The organism is Rossellomorea aquimaris (genome assembly GCF_020171925.1).
Lineage (GTDB): Bacteria > Bacillota > Bacilli > Bacillales > Bacillaceae_B > Rossellomorea > Rossellomorea aquimaris_F.
Genome location: NZ_JAIVAR010000007.1, coordinates 59,856 through 80,130, shown reverse-complemented (window position 1 = coordinate 80,130; position 20,275 = coordinate 59,856). Strand labels below are relative to the sequence as shown.

General features: G+C 45.5%; 22 protein-coding genes. 6 read left to right on the top strand and 16 right to left on the bottom strand.

Annotated elements, in window-relative coordinates:
• Nucleotides 1-10: 10 nt before the first annotated feature.
• The 3 genes from LCM10_RS17975 to LCM10_RS17965 all read right to left on the bottom strand — a co-directional run bounded on the left by LCM10_RS17975 (nt 11) and on the right by LCM10_RS17965 (nt 2,169).
• On the bottom strand, nt 11-334 hold the full coding sequence (locus tag LCM10_RS17975) for a hypothetical protein (protein WP_224877645.1): 324 nt from the start codon (nt 332-334) through the stop codon (nt 11-13).
• A gap of 116 nt (nt 335-450) precedes the next feature.
• Complete coding sequence (locus LCM10_RS17970) at nt 451-978, bottom strand: DUF84 family protein (protein WP_318247510.1); 528 nt, start codon at nt 976-978, stop codon at nt 451-453.
• A 117-nt stretch (nt 979-1,095) separates the two neighbouring features.
• On the bottom strand, nt 1,096-2,169 hold the full coding sequence (locus tag LCM10_RS17965) for a M42 family metallopeptidase (protein ID WP_224877644.1): 1,074 nt from the start codon (nt 2,167-2,169) through the stop codon (nt 1,096-1,098).
• Between the two features lie 162 nt (nt 2,170-2,331).
• On the opposite strand from LCM10_RS17965, the gene LCM10_RS17960 reads away from it, so the two are divergent.
• On the top strand, nt 2,332-2,652 hold the full coding sequence (locus LCM10_RS17960) for a PepSY domain-containing protein (RefSeq protein ID WP_318247509.1): 321 nt from the start codon (nt 2,332-2,334) through the stop codon (nt 2,650-2,652).
• Between the two features lie 124 nt (nt 2,653-2,776).
• On the opposite strand, the gene LCM10_RS17955 is transcribed toward LCM10_RS17960, so the two are convergent.
• Entirely contained in the window at nt 2,777-3,619 is an 843-nt protein-coding gene (locus LCM10_RS17955) for a YtnP family quorum-quenching lactonase (RefSeq protein ID WP_224877732.1), read from the bottom strand.
• A gap of 363 nt (nt 3,620-3,982) precedes the next feature.
• The gene (gene trmB, locus LCM10_RS17950; protein ID WP_224877643.1) at nt 3,983-4,627 is read right to left on the bottom strand and encodes a tRNA (guanosine(46)-N7)-methyltransferase TrmB; all 645 of its coding nucleotides are present in this window, start codon (nt 4,625-4,627) and stop codon (nt 3,983-3,985) included.
• A gap of 288 nt (nt 4,628-4,915) precedes the next feature.
• On the opposite strand from trmB, the gene LCM10_RS17945 reads away from it, so the two are divergent.
• On the top strand, nt 4,916-5,194 hold the full coding sequence (locus LCM10_RS17945) for a YtzH-like family protein (RefSeq protein ID WP_224877642.1): 279 nt from the start codon (nt 4,916-4,918) through the stop codon (nt 5,192-5,194).
• Here the strand turns inward: LCM10_RS17945 and LCM10_RS17940 are convergent, their stop codons facing one another.
• The 5 genes from LCM10_RS17940 to thpR form a co-directional block, all read right to left on the bottom strand.
• Entirely contained in the window at nt 5,195-5,968 is a 774-nt protein-coding gene (locus LCM10_RS17940; RefSeq protein ID WP_224877641.1) for a phosphotransferase family protein, read from the bottom strand.
• Nucleotides 5,969-6,177: 209 nt separating this feature from the next.
• Entirely contained in the window at nt 6,178-8,325 is a 2,148-nt protein-coding gene (gene pulA / locus LCM10_RS17935; RefSeq protein WP_224877640.1) for a type I pullulanase, read from the bottom strand.
• The gene (locus LCM10_RS17930) at nt 8,319-9,272 is read right to left on the bottom strand and encodes a diacylglycerol/lipid kinase family protein (RefSeq protein ID WP_224877639.1); all 954 of its coding nucleotides are present in this window, start codon (nt 9,270-9,272) and stop codon (nt 8,319-8,321) included. The genes pulA and LCM10_RS17930 overlap by 7 nt, the downstream gene beginning before the upstream one ends.
• Entirely contained in the window at nt 9,269-10,066 is a 798-nt protein-coding gene (locus LCM10_RS17925; RefSeq protein ID WP_224877638.1) for an NERD domain-containing protein, read from the bottom strand. Before LCM10_RS17925 ends, LCM10_RS17930 begins: the two co-directional genes overlap by 4 nt.
• A 206-nt stretch (nt 10,067-10,272) precedes the next feature.
• Nucleotides 10,273-10,839: an RNA 2',3'-cyclic phosphodiesterase gene (gene thpR / locus LCM10_RS17920; protein ID WP_224877637.1), complete on the bottom strand. Its 567-nt coding sequence runs from the start codon at nt 10,837-10,839 to the stop codon at nt 10,273-10,275.
• Nucleotides 10,840-11,106: 267 nt separating this feature from the next.
• On the opposite strand from thpR, the gene cysK reads away from it, so the two are divergent.
• Nucleotides 11,107-12,036, top strand: a complete 930-nt coding sequence (gene cysK, locus LCM10_RS17915) for a cysteine synthase A (RefSeq protein ID WP_224877636.1) — start codon at nt 11,107-11,109, stop codon at nt 12,034-12,036.
• Nucleotides 12,037-12,106: 70 nt separating this feature from the next.
• Here cysK and LCM10_RS17910 read toward each other — a convergent pair whose 3' ends face one another.
• From LCM10_RS17910 to pepV, 4 genes are all read right to left on the bottom strand, one after another.
• Nucleotides 12,107-12,547, bottom strand: coding sequence for a hypothetical protein (locus LCM10_RS17910; protein ID WP_224877635.1), 441 nt, complete (start codon nt 12,545-12,547; stop codon nt 12,107-12,109).
• Nucleotides 12,548-12,697: 150 nt separating this feature from the next.
• Nucleotides 12,698-12,982, bottom strand: a complete 285-nt coding sequence (locus LCM10_RS17905; protein WP_224877634.1) for a hypothetical protein — start codon at nt 12,980-12,982, stop codon at nt 12,698-12,700.
• 13 nt (nt 12,983-12,995) lie between these two features.
• Entirely contained in the window at nt 12,996-13,856 is an 861-nt protein-coding gene (gene dat / locus LCM10_RS17900) for a D-amino-acid transaminase (RefSeq protein WP_224877633.1), read from the bottom strand.
• Nucleotides 13,857-13,886: 30 nt separating this feature from the next.
• A complete protein-coding gene (gene pepV / locus LCM10_RS17895; protein WP_263621557.1) occupies nt 13,887-15,287 on the bottom strand; it encodes a dipeptidase PepV in 1,401 nt (466 codons plus the stop codon).
• 376 nt (nt 15,288-15,663) lie between these two features.
• Between pepV and LCM10_RS17890 the strand changes: the two genes are divergently transcribed.
• Complete coding sequence (locus tag LCM10_RS17890) at nt 15,664-15,885, top strand: DeoR family transcriptional regulator (protein ID WP_224877631.1); 222 nt, start codon at nt 15,664-15,666, stop codon at nt 15,883-15,885.
• Nucleotides 15,886-15,956: 71 nt separating this feature from the next.
• On the opposite strand, the gene LCM10_RS17885 is transcribed toward LCM10_RS17890, so the two are convergent.
• A complete protein-coding gene (locus LCM10_RS17885; protein WP_224877731.1) occupies nt 15,957-16,679 on the bottom strand; it encodes a pseudouridine synthase in 723 nt (240 codons plus the stop codon).
• A 129-nt stretch (nt 16,680-16,808) separates the two neighbouring features.
• Between LCM10_RS17885 and LCM10_RS17880 the strand changes: the two genes are divergently transcribed.
• Nucleotides 16,809-17,054: a hypothetical protein gene (locus tag LCM10_RS17880; protein WP_224877730.1), complete on the top strand. Its 246-nt coding sequence runs from the start codon at nt 16,809-16,811 to the stop codon at nt 17,052-17,054.
• 46 nt (nt 17,055-17,100) lie between these two features.
• On the opposite strand, the gene LCM10_RS17875 is transcribed toward LCM10_RS17880, so the two are convergent.
• Entirely contained in the window at nt 17,101-18,720 is a 1,620-nt protein-coding gene (locus tag LCM10_RS17875; protein ID WP_224877630.1) for a polysaccharide biosynthesis protein, read from the bottom strand.
• Between the two features lie 271 nt (nt 18,721-18,991).
• On the opposite strand from LCM10_RS17875, the gene LCM10_RS17870 reads away from it, so the two are divergent.
• Nucleotides 18,992-20,251 (top strand): NAD(P)/FAD-dependent oxidoreductase, encoded by a 1,260-nt coding sequence (locus LCM10_RS17870; RefSeq protein WP_224877629.1) that lies wholly within the window; start codon nt 18,992-18,994, stop codon nt 20,249-20,251.
• Nucleotides 20,252-20,275: the final 24 nt, after the last annotated feature.

Below are 20,275 nucleotides of genomic sequence, written 5' to 3'. Positions count from 1 at the left end.
TTTTATCATATTACCAGAACCAGCAGCAATTCCTGCGGCGGCATCTTCCACGGTTATCTTCTGCACCTAGTACATTGTCTCGTCTACGGCATCTTCCGCGATTGTCTTCTGCACCAAGTACGTTATCTCTTCTGCGGCATCTTCCGCGATTGTCCTCTGCACCAAGTACGTTATCTCTTCTGCAACATCTTCCGCGGTTGTCCTCAGCACCAAGTACGTTGTCTCTTCTGCGGCATCTTCCACGATTGTCCTCAGCACCAAGTACGTTGTCCCCGAATAGATCCCAGCAATTGCTCCTGCGTCCTCCGACACGGTCATTTCTTCTACAGCTCATAATCTAACCTCCCTGTAATGGAATTATCAGTAAAAATCACCGATATAGTTTATCCTATGAAGGGGTCATTAGATTGGTATGGGCCAAGTATTCAGGTATCTATAAATAGTTCAATATCAGCCTTCGAGCTGTTTGCGATACTTCCATTGCCCAATCAATAACTGGACAACGTGAAGGAACATTTCATCCCTTGTCACCGCACCGTTGGTAAACACACCTACCGCACCATCATTTTGACGGATGTCAGACCGATTTGTGAATTCTTCCATAATCGGACCAAGTTCCCTGCCTGCTTTCAGTTCCTTGGCGATTTCCGCAGGAAGCGATATACGCGCCCCTCCTGCAATGATTTCATTGCCATTTCGATCAACAAGTGCCCCCCAGTTACAGAGGAACATACCGTAAAGGGTTTCTGTCACTCCACCTTCAAGACCGATTCCAACTTCACAGTCTGACATCCTTAGTACGTTTTTGGCACGATTCAACGCTCCTTCAATTGTCTCCTGATCTGAGAAAGGCTGTTCATTGACATTAGATTCCGTCTTCAAGCATTCGAAATAGTTATCAGCATAGTGCTCCCTGAACCCTTTCTGAATGGCTTCCACCTTTGCTTTGTTCTTTGTTCCAATTGCGATTCTCAACAAATTGCCTTACCTCTTTTCTTTCTATATGCTTTACATGTCAGATCCTTCTTAAGTTCCTGCATCTCCTACGCTAAAAAAACTGCCTCCTTGGAGACAGTTCATGATTTGCTTGTTCACTCATCCATTTTGTTTTATGGATTCGATGGTAGAACGATCACATTGCTTAACCAGCTTAACAATCAGTTCCTTGGCAGCTGCATAATCGTCAACATGGATCATGGATGCGTGTGTGTGGATATAGCGTGAACAAATGCCCACAACCGCACTTGGCACACCCTCATTCGACATATGCACCCTTCCGGCATCCGTCCCGCCTTGCGACACAAAGTATTGATATGGGATGTCGTTTGATTCTGCCGTATCCAAGACGAACTCCCTCATGCCTTTATGCGTCACCATTGAGCGATCAAGGATCCTGAGAAGCGCACCCTTGCCCAGTTGCCCAAACTCATTCTTATCCCCTGACATATCATTCGCTGGGCTTGCATCAAGGGCAAAGAAGAGATCAGGATTGATCATATTCGCTGCAGTCTGTGCTCCTCGAAGACCCACTTCTTCCTGGACAGTCGCTCCAGAGAACAGTGTGCTCGAAAGTTCAACACCTTGAAGTTCCTTCAATAATTCGATCGACAAGCCGCAACCATAGCGATTATCCCATGCTTTCGCAAGGATTTTCTTCTCATTCGCCATCGGTGTGAATGGACAGATCGGAACGATTTGCTGCCCCGGTTTGATGCCGATTTCCAGTGCGTTCTCTTTACTATCCGCCCCGATATCAATGAGCATATTCTTCATATCCATTGGCTTTCTGCGTTGTTCCTCTCCCAATAGATGTGGTGGGATACTTCCGATCACACCGATGACAGGTCCGTTATCAGTAATGATCTGAACACGCTGTGCAAGCAGAACCTGACTCCACCAGCCACCTAGCGTTTGAAAACGCAGCATGCCATTATCAGTGATGTTCGTGACCATAAAGCCGACTTCATCCATATGGCCAGCAACCATGACCACGGGATCTTCTGCCTTGCCCCGTTTTACTCCAAAAATACCCCCAAGACGGTCCTGTACGATTTCATCGGAATACTGTTCCAATTGCTCCCTCATGAATTGGCGCACGGCATGTTCATTGCCAGGTGCACCAGGCAACTCGGTTAACGTCTTAAATAAATCCAGTGTATCTTGTTTCATTTATTCGGCCCCTTTATCATTAAAATCAGATTATGTATACGTTCATTTTACAGAACTTTCTCACGTCTTACCACCAATTCGAACAAAACCGGTTCTCTTTTTTTCTGATTCTTTGTTAGAATGTACCTATATACGTGTTTGTAATCATGGCTTGGAGGGATAATGATGAATTGGAAATCGTTTATCTTAGGATTGGGGATCGGTGCAGCGGGTGGTATCTTACTAAGCGATAAACTGAAGGATGCACGCTTCATTTCTGCCGAAAAAGTGTTGAAGGACGTAAAGGAAGCTTTTAAGAAGGAAGGAAAGGTCGATGGCTCCTGGATTACAATGAAGCCGGAGGAATTAAAAAAACATTCCATATCCACTAACGTTTATAAAGGGGGTATATCCAGGAGAGTCGAGGGGCGTCTTGAGCAATATGAATTCCTGGCAGACGCACATACGGGAACGATCATCGAAGTTTATCCAGTCACTCATTAATGACAAAAGGATGGCAACCACTGTGTGGAGCCACCCTTTTTTCTTTCACTCTGTTAAACGCCTCTGCTCGATTCCGCGCATCAGCTGGAAGCTTCATAAAATCCACTATATTCCGAAACAAAGCTCAACGAGTTCTACGGACTTCATCAATGACTTCTCCATCTTTATTCCACTTCAACGCCCTGTATACAGCATCATGATAAAATAAGAACCAATATTCCCCACTCAACGCCCGGTTGATCCATTTGTCTTTTGCCTTTATGGAAGTCATTGGATAATCATCGTAAGCAAGGACCCATAGAGGATTTTTATGGGCATGTGTCGGCATGATGTCCGCCATATGGATGAAGGTTTCACCACCATCCTCAAGGACGATGATCGAATGTCCGTCACTGTGTCCCCCAGTGTGAATCATCCTAAGCCCCGGAAGAACGATCAACTCTCCTTCAAACGTCTCTACCTGATGGGTGATGCCTTCCCAATTCTCTTTCCAATATGTATTGCGGGAACGGATATTGGGCTCTCTCATTTCATCCCATTCCACCTTTGAAGTATAGATGGTCGCGTTCGGAAAAGCAGATACAAGCTTTTCACCCTCATACTTCGTCAACCCGCATGCATGATCGAAATGCATATGCGTCATTAGAATGATATCGATATCCGCCGGAGTCAGTCCGAGCTCTGATAACGACTCTTCCACGGCTGATTCCTCAAGGACACCATAATTCCGTTTTTGCTTATCATTCAGCTTTCCTTTACCCATCCCTGATTCGATCAAGATGTTTTTACCCTGATAGCGGAAGAACAATGGATCGGTCCTTAATTCGATCTGGTTCAATTCGTTGACGGCATACTTTTTGGACCAAAGAGGTTTCGGTACCACACCGAACATCGCCCCTCCATCCATATGGGTGACTCCACCATTCAACCAATGGATGGTCAAATCCCCAACTTTCATCGTTTCCATCATGTCTGATTCCCCCTTTATTCATATGTCTTTATTTTATCAGAATTTATGGACAACTTACACAGATAAAGACCCGTTGTCACCCGGAATGCCATTTCATCCATCTCTCCATCGAATTGGATTCCGTAAACATCGTTGCTTGTGGAGAAGCGGGGAGTGGGGGATTTGTGCTAAAAGGAACTCTGTTTCCGCGGGGCGTCAGATAGCGTCTTCCCGCAATTACTATGCTGCGGATTCTCATCTTTCGAGCAGAATCCTTAGGAATCTCCGCCTTACACATCAATCAACTGCTGGAACCGACTTACTATCAATGTTCCTAAATGAAAAGAAGTGCCCCATATAACTCGGGACACCTCTTCTTCATTATTGGTTTTGGTACTGCGCTTCGACACGATAAATCCGCTGGCCTTTAGCCGAGAATTTTTCTTCGTACTCGGTCATGATGTTGCCTTCGAAGTCGCTTTTGTGAAGATCGAGACTGAGGAACTTCAAGTGCAGTCCGTACCACGAGAAACTCTTCAATGAATACTCGAACAATCCTTGGTTGTCGGTTTTGAAATGGATTTCTCCACTTTTGATCAGGATATCCTCATATAACTTAAGGAAGCTTTCATGTGTAAGTCGGCGCTTCTCATGGCGATTCTTAGGCCAGGGATCGGAGAAATTCAGATACACTCTGCTGACTTCGCCGGATGCGAAGTATTCAGTCAAATTACGAGCGTCTACATTCAATAGCTTAACATTTGGGAGATCTGCCTCGATCAGACGGTCAAGGGCCGTCACGATGACACTCTCATACAGCTCGATGCCGATATAATTAATTTCTGGGTTGGCCCTTGCCATTTCCGTGACAAATTGACCCTTTCCTGTTCCTACTTCTATATGGATTGGATTGCCGTTACCGAAAACGTCATCCCATTTTCCTTTTTTCTCTTCGGGATTCGCAATCACAAATTGTGGATTGTCGCTTATTTTTTCAGAAGCCCAAGGCTTATGTCTTAAACGCATGCTGTGACACCTCATTCATTAGTTTTAAAGCTGCTTTCATATAGGATGTTGTAAGGGCTTGTCCCCATTAGAAGCCGCAAGCTGAACGCCCAACATTTCATATGAAAACAGCTCTACCGAAAAAACAATAACAGATGTACGAAAACAGTGCAACTACTAATTAGGATGCACGTTAAAAGCACGTGTGATTAAACCAAAATAGCACGAATAAAAGAAAAAGGAATTCACACACTAAACGTGAATTCCTTTTTTTAAAATAAGAAGATTTAAGTTGAAAGGGTGAAGCGTATGCCTTTAAATTCCCAGTATCAGTTAACATTATTAAAAGATATATTATCCAATCATCAAACCGATTGTTGCGGTAGCGTATCCGAATGCGAGCAAGTCGAACGACTGGTAAAATCGCTGATGGTCAATGTCGACATCGATCAAAATATCAAGCCGATCCTGCAGGAAATCTATGATTACAGCCAAAGCGGTGCAGGCAGCTCCGATCTTGACTCCCATATTACGAACAACAAGCAGAACCTTGCACAATGGGTTTCTGATATGGATCAATTCTCCTGACTACACAATTTTATGCAAGTACTCGATCCAGTGGTTCATTTCATGGAACCGGCCCTTTCCTTTATGCCACTGGATGGAAAGAATTGTTTGGGCCACTACATACCACTTCATTCTCAGTCTCAAGTTGTCTGTAAGGGGCACTCCGTATTGAGTGAGCCACTCATCCCACTCTTCCTCAGGGATATACCAGTACAACAACAATCCTACATCAAAAGCCGGGTCGGCGATCATCGCCCCATCCCAATCAATCAGATACAGCTGGTTGTAGTCAGAGAGCAGCCAGTTGTTATGGTTGACATCCCCATGGCAAACCACGTATTCATCCTGTTGCACTTCATCAAGTTCTTTTTGAAGGAAGGATAATGCTTGCCTGACGATTGGGAGGGATAAAAGGTCGAATTCAAGACCGGTCTCCACTTCCGTCAGCATATGATCAGGTTGAAAAGGTTCTTTCCCCAATCTTTCAAGCATCGTGGAAAGGGGCTTCGAAGAGTGGATCTTCTTCAGTAGCCTCGCCACACGTTCATTCTTCATTTCTTCAGGATTCAATTCCCTTCCATTCAACCAGTGCTGTGCCGTGATGACGTCCCCATTTTCCATTCGCTTGGTCCACACCAGTTTCGGGACGATCCCTTCTGCTGATAATACGGCTACAAATGGAGAAGAGTTACGTTTAAGAAACAGTCTCTGCTCCTGATACTGTGCAAAGAAAGCTTCTCCTGTCGCACCGCCTGCGGGGACTATTTCCCAATCTTGGTCAAATAAGTGTTCCAATATATTCACCTTCTATTGGTCCTTAGTCATGTTTCGTTTATCTTAACCTTACTTTATTATCGTCATTTAAACGTGTTAGTTGAACAATCATTCATTAAAAAAATGCCTTCATAAAACAAAAAAGACAGCTATTGGGCAGTTCAATCAATAGCCATCTATTTTCGATTTTATCGTCATCTTCTCATTTCGTCAAGCATTGGAACGATGTGTCAGCGGACAAGCACGTTGGAAGAAAGAGCTTCAACCGTGATCGAATCTCCGTCCAGCTTCCCTAACCCATTCACATTTGCTTGATTTCCGTCAACCAGAATCGTCCAAGCTTCACCTTGTGGCAGGGGTATTTGCAGCGTGCCGGTTCCAGAATGGAACAGGAGAAGGAGTTCCTTCCAAGGGCCATAAGAATGGACATGTTGATAATGGACCTGGACCAGATTCTCGGAAGGATGTGAGACCATGGCATATTTTCTGATGCTCTCCGTAGTTCCAAGCCGGAGGGCGCCGTGACTTTTCCTGATTGAAATCAGTTCCCTTACGTAATCGATATCTTCACTATACCTCTCCCTGGCGAGCCAATCCAGCTGGTTTACCTCGATGGGGGAATCATAGCTGTTTTCAATCCCCTTCTTTGTTCGGAAAAACTCCTGACCTGCATGAATGAACGGGACACCTTGAGAAAATATGACCATGCTAGTCGCAAGCTTATGTCTTTTTTTCAATGTTCCATCATCTTCTTCAAGGCAGGCCTTCATCTTATCCCAAAGCGTATGATTATCATGGGACTCCACATAATTGACCGATTGAACCGGTTCTTTAAAGATCCCCACTTCACCTGCTTTTGTCCCGATGCTCCCGGTCACTACCTGTTCCACTTTCTCTTCCAATTTCCCGTGACCAAGGGCAAATCCCTTATCATACAAATTGAAGGTACTCCCTTTGATGGTATCCCTGAAACAATCATTGAATTGACCGATCCCCTCCAAGTGATGGGCATTCCGGAGATTTGCTTTTTCATTGGCAGGAAGCGGGGTATTCAAATCCCAGCCTTCCCCAATTAGGATCGCGCCTGGTAAGATCTTGTTTACCTCTTCACGAATTTCCTTCATCGTGGTGATATCGAGGATCCCCATCAGATCGAACCGGAAACCGTCCACTCCGTAAGCCTCTATCCAATACATGATGGAATCCTTGATGAACTTGCGCGCCATCGCACGTTCCGAGGCGAAGTCATTTCCGACCCCTGTTCCATTGGAAGGCAAGCCGTTTTCATCATGCCTGAAAAAATACCCTGGAACGAGCTTTTCAAAGGAAGATGTTTCCTTAACGAATACGTGGTTATAGACCACGTCCAGGATGACCCTGATATTCTCTTCATGAAGGGACCCGATCGCCGCCTTCAGCTCGCGTATCCGTTCAGAGGGATCATCAGGTTTCATGCTGTAGCTTCCTTCCGGGGCATTGAAGTTTAGTGGATTGTAACCCCAGTTGTAGCGTTTGTCCCGTGGATCATCCGATACACCGTCAAAATCATTCACCGGGAGCAGCTCCACATGTGTAATGCCGAGTTCCTTTAAGTACTTAATGCCACTAGAATAACCGTTTGGTGTTGAAGGATCTTTCTCTGTGAATGCAAGGTATTTACCTTTGAATTTCATTCCGCTTTCCTTCGCGCTTGAAAAGTCCCTGACATTCAATTCGTAAATGATGGCATCCACCGGGGACGATAGGGGCTTCAACGGTTTACAAACTGGCCCGATGCGCTCCGGGTCCACTACATATCCCCACTCGCTATTATAAGAAACAGACTTCGCATAAGGATCCACCAGCTCATTCCAGACCAAGTTGATACAAGTCATAAATGTATAGTGGAGCCCCTCTGCATCCCTGTTGATTGTGAGCTCCCAGACACCATTCCCCCCTCTGTTCATTGAATGAGTGACGGGTTCTTCATCCTGCGGTCCCTTCAATTTAAGCTTTACTTCTGTTGAAGTGGGAGACCACACCTTGAAAACGGCTGAGCCTTCATGGAGCGTCACACCAAGATCATTGCCGTCATAATAAAATCGCCGATCGAACTCTTCCGTACGAATGACCGCCCCGATCTGCAGGTCTGTTTTTGTTCCATGTTCATCGACGATATCATACGTAATCCCGAAGTCCAGTTCTTCGGAGAGCGTTGCAGTATATTTCATACTATCATCCAAAGGGATTTTCTCTTTCAGTTGGAGTTCCATTTCCCTTCCATCTTTCAATAAGGCAAACCGGCTGGAATGACCACCGTGATATGCATACGGGAGAATGAACGTAATCGTTGAGAATGTATCCAAGAATGCTTCATATTGCCTACTAATGACTAACACTTCTGCCACCTGCTTCTATTTAACATTTTCCAGTTGCCGGGAAGGACCTTGACGTCCAGATCCACCTTTCCATCGATGCTGCCTGCCGTTTCTCCATCAGCGTGGACAGGTACCTCTTCCCTGCTTCCGATCCTGATCTGTCTTCCCTTTAATGTATGAACTTCTTTCAATTCAGTATGTTTTCCGAAAAAGACGGAAATAAACAAAAACAATAGCTTCCATTTCGATAACCCCGATACAATGGTGATATCAAGCTCCCCATCGAAGGGACATGCACGTGGTGAAATTTTCATCCCACCGCCGAAATACGGCTGATTCGAAATCGTGATGAACCAAACGCCGTCCCACTTCTCTTTCACGCCGTCTACCTCAATTTCCATACGGTAGGGCGTGAATGTCAGCGTTTCCACGCAAAGAAGGATCGGGTAGACCAGTTTCCCCAATGACCACTGATTCAATCTTTTCTTCAAGCGTGATTCATTTGCCTTTTTAGCAATGGAGGCATCGAAGCCTACCCCTATATTATTCACAAAATATTGTTTTTGCCCCCCGCCTAAAGAGAAAAGACCCGCATCGAAAGAAATTCCTTCACCAGATGAAATCGTATCTTCGACCAGCCGATAGGCCTCCTCGGGATCGGATGGCCAATGAAAGCCCCTGGCAAAATCGTTTCCACTTCCACCCGGGATATACCCGATTGCAATGTTATCAAAACCCGCGGTGCCGGAAATGATGGAATTCATTGTGCCATCCCCTCCGACCCCGATGACATATAGCAAATCATTGGGATATGTACTTCTTAGCTCTTTGATGATTTTTCCTACATCCGCTGGATGATGAGTGATATGAAGGTCGTATGGGATGTTGATTGTCTTTTGGATCTTTTTCCACGATGTGAGGGACCGGTCATTTCTGGCGGAGGGATTCACAATGAATACAGTCTTCATCGTGAATCCTCTTCAGGTAAAGATTCCCACTCTTTAAGGGTTTCATTTTGGTAGTGCATCCGCTTGAAGGATGTTGTTTGACAATAATCCAGAATGCTTTTCGCTGCTTTCAATTGGACACTTTTAATCGGTGATGGATTCGACCGTTGCTGCTGGAACCATCCTTCGTGCATTCTCTTATCTATGAAATGATATCCTACCGGGGCAAGTGGATAATCAATGTAACCATTCCTGCTGATCACCCCTTTGTGAATGGGCAGGTCCACCCCTGCGAATTCAACGATCTGCCCGATGATCCTTTCCATCCTCCGCAAGGAAATCAACGGATTCAACACTTTCTTTTCAGTGTCGCCCCATTTCTTCAACCAGAAACGTTCACCGGAACCGATATAGGCAGTACCGTCTTCAAACTCTAGAAACGACAGGCACCATATCGCGGTCGGCGTAATCATGATAACCTCCAGCTCTAAGGGGGCATTCTTTATTTTGAAGACAGGGTAATATAAAACAAGCGTATTATCCGGAAAGCGCTGAAGCAGATACTTAAGGCGCTCATCATAGGAGTAACTGTTATCCACATAAGATTTCTGGGAAATGGTCGAGCTTGCCCATCTTAATTGAAAATCGAAGATGGAGTCCAGGAAGTGCTGCTTCAGCTCCTCTTCCGTTGCACTCTCTGAATGATGCCCCATCTCTAGCTCGATCTCGTCATCATCCGCCTGTGAAGGGATTCTTTCCTCATTCGGCTCATCTTCTTCCTTTTTCCGAAAAAGAGAGAAGAGTTTCCGTTTCACAGAATGTCTCTCAGTTTCTGGTTCTTCATTTTCAAAAACGGGGACCGAGCCCCCATTTTCCCAATGGTGTTTCATTTTTTCCCATTGCTGTTTTTTTAATCGGACAAATTGGGAAGGATATCTATATAAATCGATCTCGTATCTTGAAACATAATCTTGGAGTTTAATTAGCTGCGCCACATGGGATCCTTCCTTTCGAGTTCATATTAGGGCATGTCTTTCATTTGTATGGTGTGAATCGCTTCGTATTTAGGTGTACGGTCCATATGCGTTTGATACAGCACCACTTCCTTGATCTGGTGAAGTCGTGTATTTTCTGGGTTGAAACCGCTCAACCACTCTTTTGAAAATGATGATGGCCCTTTCCACTTCCGCCCTATGGTGATATGCGGGCTGAAAGGCTTCTGATCCAACTGGAAGCCGGCTTCTTCACTCGCTTCAAATACCTTTTCACGGATCTGGTGAAGACGGGGAGAAGGTTGAACCCCCATCCAGAATATTCTTGGTGCCTCACGATTCCCAAATGTGCCAAATCCAGAGAGCGAGAGCGTAAAACATCCTATTGTTTTGATCGATTGTTCCACAAGGGTGATGGCATTACTTAGCCCTTCACCCGAGGACTGCCCCAAGAAGGCAAGGGTGATATGATAATCCTCAGGATGGACCCACTTTCTGAGTGGATCTTCTTCCTTGAGCGGAGCCGTCAGTTCCACAATCTCTTCTTTCATTTCGGACGGTAATGATAGTGCAAAAAAATAGTGAGGTTGTAACATGACAGTTCATTCCTTTTTGTCAGGCTTGTTCCCGTGATGCCTTCTTATTAAACCATCTGACTGAAGGAGTCAGGTTGCATCGTTCAGCCGCCTCTGATCCTCTGCATCTTTCGGGCCTTTTGATTACCTTCTATTTTAGCAAAATGTGCTAAGAAAAGAATCACTGAATACAACTGCAACAAAAATGAAATACAAAGCCAATTTAGTTGATAAGATTTATGTGAATGAGTACGATAGTAATAGAATGTGCAGGAAAGGAAGTTGACGATGAAAGTAGTACAGAATATTGCTGAATTGATCGGGGACACGCCCCTTGTCAAATTGAACCGACTGAACCCCGCTGAGGGAGCGGATGTTTATGTAAAGCTTGAATTCTACAATCCGAGCAAAAGCGTTAAGGACCGTGCGGCTTTTCAGATGATCATTGAAGCTGAAAAAGAAGGGCTATTGAAAGAAGGGTCCACCATCATCGAACCGACCAGCGGCAATACGGGTATCGGACTTGCCATGAATGCAGCAGCAAGGGGATATCGTTCCATCCTCGTCATGCCAGACACGATGACACAGGAACGGATCAACCTCTTGAAAGCTTACGGGGCAGAGGTTGTATTGACACCGGGCGATGAGAAGATGCCAGGGGCAATCGAAAAGGCAAAAGAACTGACAAAAGAAATTCCTAACAGCTTCATGCCGATGCAATTCGAAAATGCAGCCAACCCGAACGCGCATCGCCAGACAACGGCGCTTGAAATCATTGAAGCCATGGATCAAATCGGGAAGCCCCTTTCCGCTTTCGTCGCAACGGCAGGGACCGGCGGAACGATTACGGGAACAGGTGAAGTGCTGAAGGAACACTACCCCGACATCCAAGTTCATGTGGTAGAGCCTGCAGGATCGCCTGTCCTATCAGGTGGAAAACCAGGAAAACATAAGCTTGTCGGCACAAGCCCAGGCTTTGTGCCGGATACGTTGAACACGGAAGTATATGACAAAATCCACAAAATCGAAGACGAACAAGCCTACGATATCGCCCGTCGCATGGCCAGTGAAGAAGGGATCCTTGTCGGACCATCATCCGGTGCAGCCTGCTATGCAGCCATCGAAGTTGCCAAAACATTGTCCCCGGACGATGTGGTCATCTGCATCGCATGTGACACCGGAGAACGATATCTCTCAAGCGACCTCTTCCGCTTCTAACCATCGAAGGTACGTCCCTCATCGCGTTAACGCGATGAGGGACGTACCTTCTTTTGTTTTACATGATCAGTCAATGAGACAATGCTTTGTTACGGATTTTGAATATGACGATGGCGAGGATGGATAAGGTGACAAACGTGATGAAGTAGCCGCTCGTGATGACATTCATGATATGGAACGGTGCCCGATGGACGTAGGAAGCCTTTACCCACCCTCCTTCCTCTTTTACGGCAATTCCAGAGGAAACCGGGACTCCTTTCCGCGCATAATAGTTTGTTCCGACAGGGTAATAGTTTGAAGCATCTCCGTAATAATTTCCCGTCACCTCATCGGCCTTTGTCTTTACCTCCCCAATCAGTCGGCCAATATCATCTTCCTCTACCTTCTCTCCAAGCTTCACTTCATATACCTTCCCTTCCCACACTACGAAAGGATACGCCCATGATAATGCATGGGCGTGGAAAACAGCCAAAAAGACAAACATCATGGTCAATGTGGCGATCCTCTTCATGATAACCAACCTCCATGAATCAACGTTTTTAACACGAATATGGAATATATTAACTATATCAGATTCTGATTCCAAGCAAGGATACATTTCACGAATTCTTAAATAAAAAAAGCCCGCCCCTCCGCAAGAATGCAAAGGGTACGGGCATTATTACTGTTCCTTCATTTTCCGGTAATGCGAGATGAACAGGTCGGGTGAAGACTTTACGATATAGGTCAGTACCCCTTCAATGGTGTGGAGATAAAGAAACGTATAACGTGCGGAAAGATGCTTCTTCGTTATATCCAATACCTGGGGAAGCGTAAAGCTTCTCTTAGGGGTCACAATCCGATCTTCATAAAGGTACAAATATTCTTCTTTCTCGACCGTCAGCTGCTGGTTGTCTTCAATCAACCGTTCTTTTTTCATATAAGCTTGAGAACAGATCCAATTCATCTCGCAACCTCCGTTAAACTTCTTTCTTGCACGCTGCTTTGATTCGATCGGTAAACCATGATTGCAAAGCCATCGTTACTGGGCCTGGAACACCCTGTCCGACGACTGTATCATCCACCTTGATGACCGGCATGACTTCCGAGGTGGTACTTGCAATGAAGATCTCATCCGCCTCGAACAGTTCCTCCACGGTGAAGGTGCGTTCCACAAACGGTACACCGTTTTCATCCGCCAAATCTTTAATGACTCTTCTTGTGATTCCATTGAGGATCAAATTCGTGACAGGATGAGTATAAACGGTCCCATCCTTTACAATGAATACATTCGATGACGAACCTTCCGTCACCGTCTCCCCCCGATGCTGGATGGCCTCGAAATCTCCTTTCGAAGCAGCCTCTTCTTTCGCAAGGATATTCCCCAGCAGATTCAGGCTCTTAATGTCACATCGCAGCCAGCGGATATCTTCGACAAGCGTCGCTGTCACGCCTTCAGACATTTGCTTAACTGGGCGCTTGAATTCCTTTGTATAAGCAATCACACTCGCCGGGACATCTTTCCCAGGAAAATGATGCTGCCTCGGGGAGATCCCCCTGGAAACCTGCATATAAATGAACCCGTCTTCGACCTTGTTGACTTCAATCAACCTACCTACCATGGAAGTAAGTTCCTCCATCTCATAAGGGACGGTAAGCTTCATTTTTTCTGCGCTTTTATACAAGCGTTCCAGATGCTCACTCATTGTGAACACGGTTCCCTCATACACACGGATGACCTCATAAATCCCATCACCGAATTGATAGCCACGGTCTTCAATATCCACTTTCGCATCTGATCTTTCTATATATTCCCCATTAAGAAATACCGTCTGTTCCATCTTATCTCCTCTCCTCCCGGGTCTTCTAAATTATGACCGACATGCTAATTCATAAATGGCTTGAGCATAAATCGCAGTAGCCTTGAGGAGATCTTCTATATACATATATTCATCCTTCTGGTGGGCGATATCCTCACGACCTGGGAATAACGGACCGAATGCGACACCCGCTTCAAGACTTCTTGCATATGTCCCGCCTCCGATGGTGATCAGTTCCCCTTCTTCACCGGTTTGGTCTTCGTACACTTTCTTTAACGTTTGTACAAGCTCATCATCCGATGATACGTGGTGAGGCTTGCTGTCGGTGAATTTCTCAACGGTAAAGCCTTCAATGGAATGAAGTGTTTCTTTCGCTTGTTCCATATCATAATGGACTCCGTAGCGCATATTCAGTCCCAGACGGCCGCCTTCACGATCGAAATACCGAAGTTTACCTACATTGATTGTCAAGTCACCGGTGATTTCATCATGATGATTCACACCAAGATTCACGCCGCGGGATTCTTTGTAAAACTTCTCTTTTGTAAAAGAAAAGAAAGCCTCTGCATTTGAGTCCAATGGCAGTTCTGTCAGGAACGCAGCAAGATATAGGCCTGCATTCCTTCCGTTATCCGGCTCCATTCCGTGAGCAGACACACCTTCCACTTCAAAGATGACTTCTCCATTTTCAAGATAATAGCTGCCTTTGATTTCTTCCTTTCTCGTGAAGATTTCAAACTGTTGCACCCATTTCGTATGGTCCTCTTCCAAGTGGACAACGGCCTTTGCATAGTCCGGCACCATATTATAGCGACGTCCCGACTCAAAGGATATCACTCTGTTTGGAGATGCCTTTCCTTCATCATTGATCGTCTGAACAAGATCGTAGTCCGCAATCCCTTTCTCAGCGTAGATGATCGGGAAATCAGCGTCAGGAGCGAATCCGATTGAAGGCATTTCTTCTTTTTTGAAATAATGATCCACGCATCTCCAATCACTTTCCTCATCGGTCCCGATAATCATCCGGATCCGTTTCGTGAAGTCGGGTTTCAGTTCTTTGACGATTTTCATCGCATAGTAAGCAGCCATCGTCGGCCCTTTATCATCGATCGCCCCGCGTGCAAAGATCTTTCCATCCTTGATTTCACCGCCAAACGGATCCACACTCCATCCGTCACCTTCAGGAACGACATCAACGTGACAAAGAATGCCCAGCAGGTCATCTCCTTCCCCGAACTCAAGATGACCGGCAAGGTGATCCACGTTCTTCGGAGTAAAGCCGTCCTTCTCCCCAAGCTCCAACAAGAAAGTCAGCGCTTCCTTGACACCTTTCCCAAGAGGGGCATCCTCTGTTGCATTCTCTTCATCCAACACACTCTTAATCTGCAAGAAATTCTGTAGATCCTTCAATAAATCATCTTTTCGCTTTTCTACTTCCTGTGTCCAATTCATCATTAACACCTGCTTATTATGTATTTATACAACATTCATCTCCCATTCTATACTGTTTCAGAAGGAAATCCAAACAAGGAGAAAGGCCAAATTTAAATTTTCAACTGTTAAATTTTCAGAATTATTCATCTTATTAATAAGAACCTCATAAACTGTTGTAAGCAATGAACTCAGCGTTAATTGTTTGTAAATTTAGATAATATTTATAGAATTTTTGTAGAATTAAGGGTACAATAATAATTGTCAGACATCTTATGAGTACACGATAAAAAGAAAAGGGGTTGTCTAAAGCGCATAGTACATAGGTAGCACTTCTTGAGGTGCACAAATGACGGTGTAGTCTTTGACTTTGGAAAAATGATGAGGGAGTGGTTCTTTGAAACCTTCAACCAATCGTATGCTAACAAGGATTAAGTCTGTATACATGTACATCAATAAGAAAGGTACTGTAACAACTCAAGATCTCGTTGACGAATTTGGCATTACTCCTCGCACCATTCAAAGAGATCTCAACGTGTTAGCGTATAATGACTTGGTACAAAGCCCAAGCCGTGGCCAATGGACAACAACCGAGAAGAAAGTAAAGATGTCCTCGTAGAGAGAAAGATAGAGTCCAGCCCCTGAAGGTTGATGGCCTTCAGGGGCTGGACTCTTTTTTTAATGCTTCGCTTAAGATCCAGAACGATAATCCTTCAGCATCTGCACTTCTTCATCCGTCAGTTCGCGGTACTCCCCAAGCTCAAGGTCTTCATCAAGCTTCAAAGGCCCCATTGAAAGGCGCTTCAGATAGACAACGCGCTTCCCTACGCTTTCAAACATCCGCTTCACCTGATGGAATTTTCCTTCCGTGATGGTCAGCTCAATTTCGGATGTTGAGCCTGATGTTAAAATGACCAGATCACCAGGCTTTGTATGATAACCATCTTCCAGTGTCACACCTTCTTTAAAAGCTTCTACGTCACGGTCCGTCACCTCTCCGTCGATGACGGCAAAGTATGTTTTTGGTACGTGCCGTTTCGGGGAAAGTAGCTGATGCGATAATTGTCCATCATTGGTGATAAGCAGCAGCCCTTCCGTGTCCTTATCAAGCCTTCCGACTGGGAAAGGACTGAAAATCTGGTCTTCGATCTGGAGGATATCGATGACGGTCTCGTCATTCGCATCCTCTGTTGCAGATATCAGACCCGGAGGCTTGTTCATCATCAGATAGATAAATTCACGATACTCCACTTTCTCCCCGTACAGCATCACGGTGTCTTTCTCTGTATCCACATGGACCTTTCCATCTTTCATTACTTCTCCATTTACTTGCAAGCCGCCATCCTTCAGCAACTTCTTCACTTCTTTCCTGCTTCCATATCCCATGTTCGCAAGTAATTTATCTATTCTCATCATTACACTCCTATTCTCATAATTTTTTGATGCTCAGGTTTGGGGTAAACGCCCATTCAACATTCAATCTTACACATAGCCTATTAAAGATACGCAAGAAACCTACATGGAGGACTTGAGGTGATAGAGATGTATCCTTATCGACAACAAGGAACCGGCGGCATTTTGATCCCGATCCCACTTCCCGGCGGAGGACAGCAATATCCCGGATATCCTGGATATCCAAGTTATCCCGGGGGTGGAGGCGGAAGCGGCAGCTTCAATGACCGCCTTGACCGTCTTGAAAGACAGTATCAGCGGTTGGACCGCAGGGTGGACCGCCTTGAAAGACAAGTGGAAAGGTTGGAACGTAAACTCGGGTATTACAATCAGTAATAGGTACCAGAAAGGGGATGAACATAAATGATCATCCCCTTTTCTTTTATCCGATTCTCAAGCGACTTCTCAGTCTATCAATCCTGTCCCCGAATAGCTTGTCCGCCAGCTTGCTTCTCAAACTTAAATAAAAATAAACCAAAGCCCCTGCTCCACCGCAGATCACAACAAGGATGATCGACTGAAATGTGGAAGCGGGATTCAAGAATTGCTTTAACACGCCATACAAAATCAATACAACAACAGCCATGGCCACATTCATCATCCCGATGGCCACCGTCCGCCTGAAAATAAGGTTGAATTTGTAGCGTGCGTACTTCTTGATCACATATAAATTAATCGCGATCGCAACGGCATAACCGATCGTCGTTGCAAGCACCGCACCCTGTGTTTCAAACAACCGGATCAGCGGAATATTCAACACCAGCTTCAGCAGCAGGCCGACGAGCAAGCTGAAAATCGTGAACTTCTGCTCATCGATTCCCTGAAGGATGGCTGCCGTAACGGCAAATAGTGCAAACAAGATCGCCACAGGCGCATACGTCCGGAGAATGGACGTGCCAAGTGCGTCACTATGATAAAACAACGTGTAAGTCGGTTCCGCCAACAGTGCAATCCCAATCGACGCAGGTACCGTCAGGAATAGCAAAATCTGAAACGATTGGTCGATATTCCTGCGCATCGTACTCCTGTCACCGCTTGTATACGATGTCGTAATCAGCGGAATCAACGTCATCGAGAAAGCAGTTGCCAATGATACCGGTATGATGACAAGCTTGTGAGTGTAGAAATTCAATACGGCAAAAGCATGGTCAGAAATTTTGGCATTGCCGATATCCGCCATCGCCGTGTTAAACGTGATTTGATCGACAAGCTGAAACAATGGATTGGCTAGGCCAACAAAAATGAACGGTATGGAATAAGCAATGATCTCTTTGTACATTTTAGGCAAGGAAATATCTTCTTGCCCCCGGTCCTCTTCCAGAAGCTCATCCAGATGAGGCTTCCGTTTAAACCAATACCAGATCAGCACGCCAAGACTCGCGAGCCCCCCGACAAAGGCGGCAAACGTCGCTACGCTGATCGCTGTCGTGACTGAGCCATCCATGATGTCCAGCACGACATAAATACCACCAAGCAAAAAGATGATCCGTACGATTTGCTCGATGACCTGTGAGACCGCAGTCGGCCCCATCGATTGATGACCCTGGAAGAAACCTCGGATCAAGCTCATGAACGGAATAATGATCAAGGCAAAACTGACCGCCCGTATGACCGTCATCACCTGCGCGACGGAAATGACCTGTTCATCACTCTTGATCGTCATTTCCGCAAAGACCGGAGCGAAAATGTACATCACCAGGAATGAAAGGATCCCCGTCAATGTCATCAACAGCAAGCCTGATTTAAACAGCTTCCTCCCAACCGCGTATTCACCGATTGCATTATATTTCGAGACAAACTTCGAAACAGCCAATGGAACACCGGCCGTCGCGATTGTCAGGAAAATGGTATACGGAACATATCCATATTGATAGAGAGATGCCCCTTCCTCATGACCCTTCAACAACTCATCAAACGGTATAACATAAAAAAGACCCAAAAACTTAGAAATGAAGGTCCCTAACGTTAAGATAAACGTTCCTTTTATTAATTTAGATGACATAGTATCCCTCTCTGAGAAAAGCATGTTTCCTTTCCGGAACATGCGTGATGCTTCAAATAAATTTTCACACTATCATAGTTTACTACTGTACGTATCGAATGACAATTTTTTTCGGACAGAGGTTGCTTTTCCCCGCTGCTTAGGTCTTTTTCCCCTATGCTCACTGAAAAATCATCCAGCATCCATTAACTTTACGATCTTAACTTTTTAACAGTGCACGTTTTTGATATGATTAACTTTTAAGAAGTAAAACGATAAAGTTGGTGAAATAATGTCAGCATATGACGTAATCGTTATAGGAGGAGGACCATCCGGTTTGATGGCAAGCATCGCGGCCGGTGAGAACGGCGCCAAGGTCCTCCTAGTAGATAAAGGGACGAAGCTTGGCAGGAAGCTGGCGATTTCAGGAGGCGGCCGCTGCAATGTGACGAACCGTCTGCCGATTGATGAAATCATCAAGCACATCCCCGGGAACGGCCGCTTCCTTTACAGTGCTTTTTCCGAGTTTAATAATGAAGATATCATCTCTTTCTTTGAAAACTTGGGCATCCAATTGAAAGAAGAAGACCATGGACGGATGTTCCCGGTCTCCAACCGTGCACTGGATGTAGTAGAGGCGCTTCTGAATAGAATGAAAGAACTGCGGATCGAAACCAGAACGAACACGGCCGTTGAAGAAGTGATGTACGAGGATGGCGAAACAAAGGGAATCCGGTTGATGAATGGAGAAGTGATCCATGCAAAAGCCGTCGTCATAGCGGTTGGCGGAAAGTCCGTTCCTCATACTGGATCGACCGGGGACGGATATCCATGGGCAAGGAAAGCAGGACACACGATCACCGAGCTATTCCCGACCGAGGTACCGTTGACTTCCGATGAACCCTTCATCAAACAAAAAGCCTTGCAAGGGCTGTCTCTCCGTGATGTTGAACTGAGCGTCCTGAACCCTAAAGGAAAAAAACTGACCTCACATAAAATGGACATGATCTTCACGCACCTTGGCATTTCAGGTCCAGCCGTATTGCGCTCCAGCCAATACGTCGTGAAAGCGATGAAGAAATGGAATCTGACCCACGTCACGATGGTCATCGATTCGCTCCCTGAACAGAACGAAGAACAGCTCTTTCAATCTCTTTATAAGGGTGTAAAAGAGGACGGGAAGAAATCCGCCAAGAACATCTTCAAAGGACTTGTTCCCGAGAGGTATCTATTATTCTTACTCGAAAAGGCAGGCATCGATGAGGACGAAAAAGGCGACCACCTTTCCTCCGAGAAGGTCCGTCAGCTCACAAAGCTGCTAAAGCAGTTCACGTTCACAGTGAACGGCACGCTTTCGATCGAGAAAGCCTTCGTGACGGGCGGTGGGGTTTCAGTGAAAGAAATCGAGCCAAAAACGATGGCATCAAAGAAAATGCACGGCCTATTCTTCTGCGGTGAAGTCCTCGACATCCATGGATACACCGGAGGCTACAATATCACAAGCGCACTCGTGACCGGCAGACTCGCCGGCTTCAATGCCGCAAAAGTGTAAAACAAAAAAGGTTGATCGTCTGAA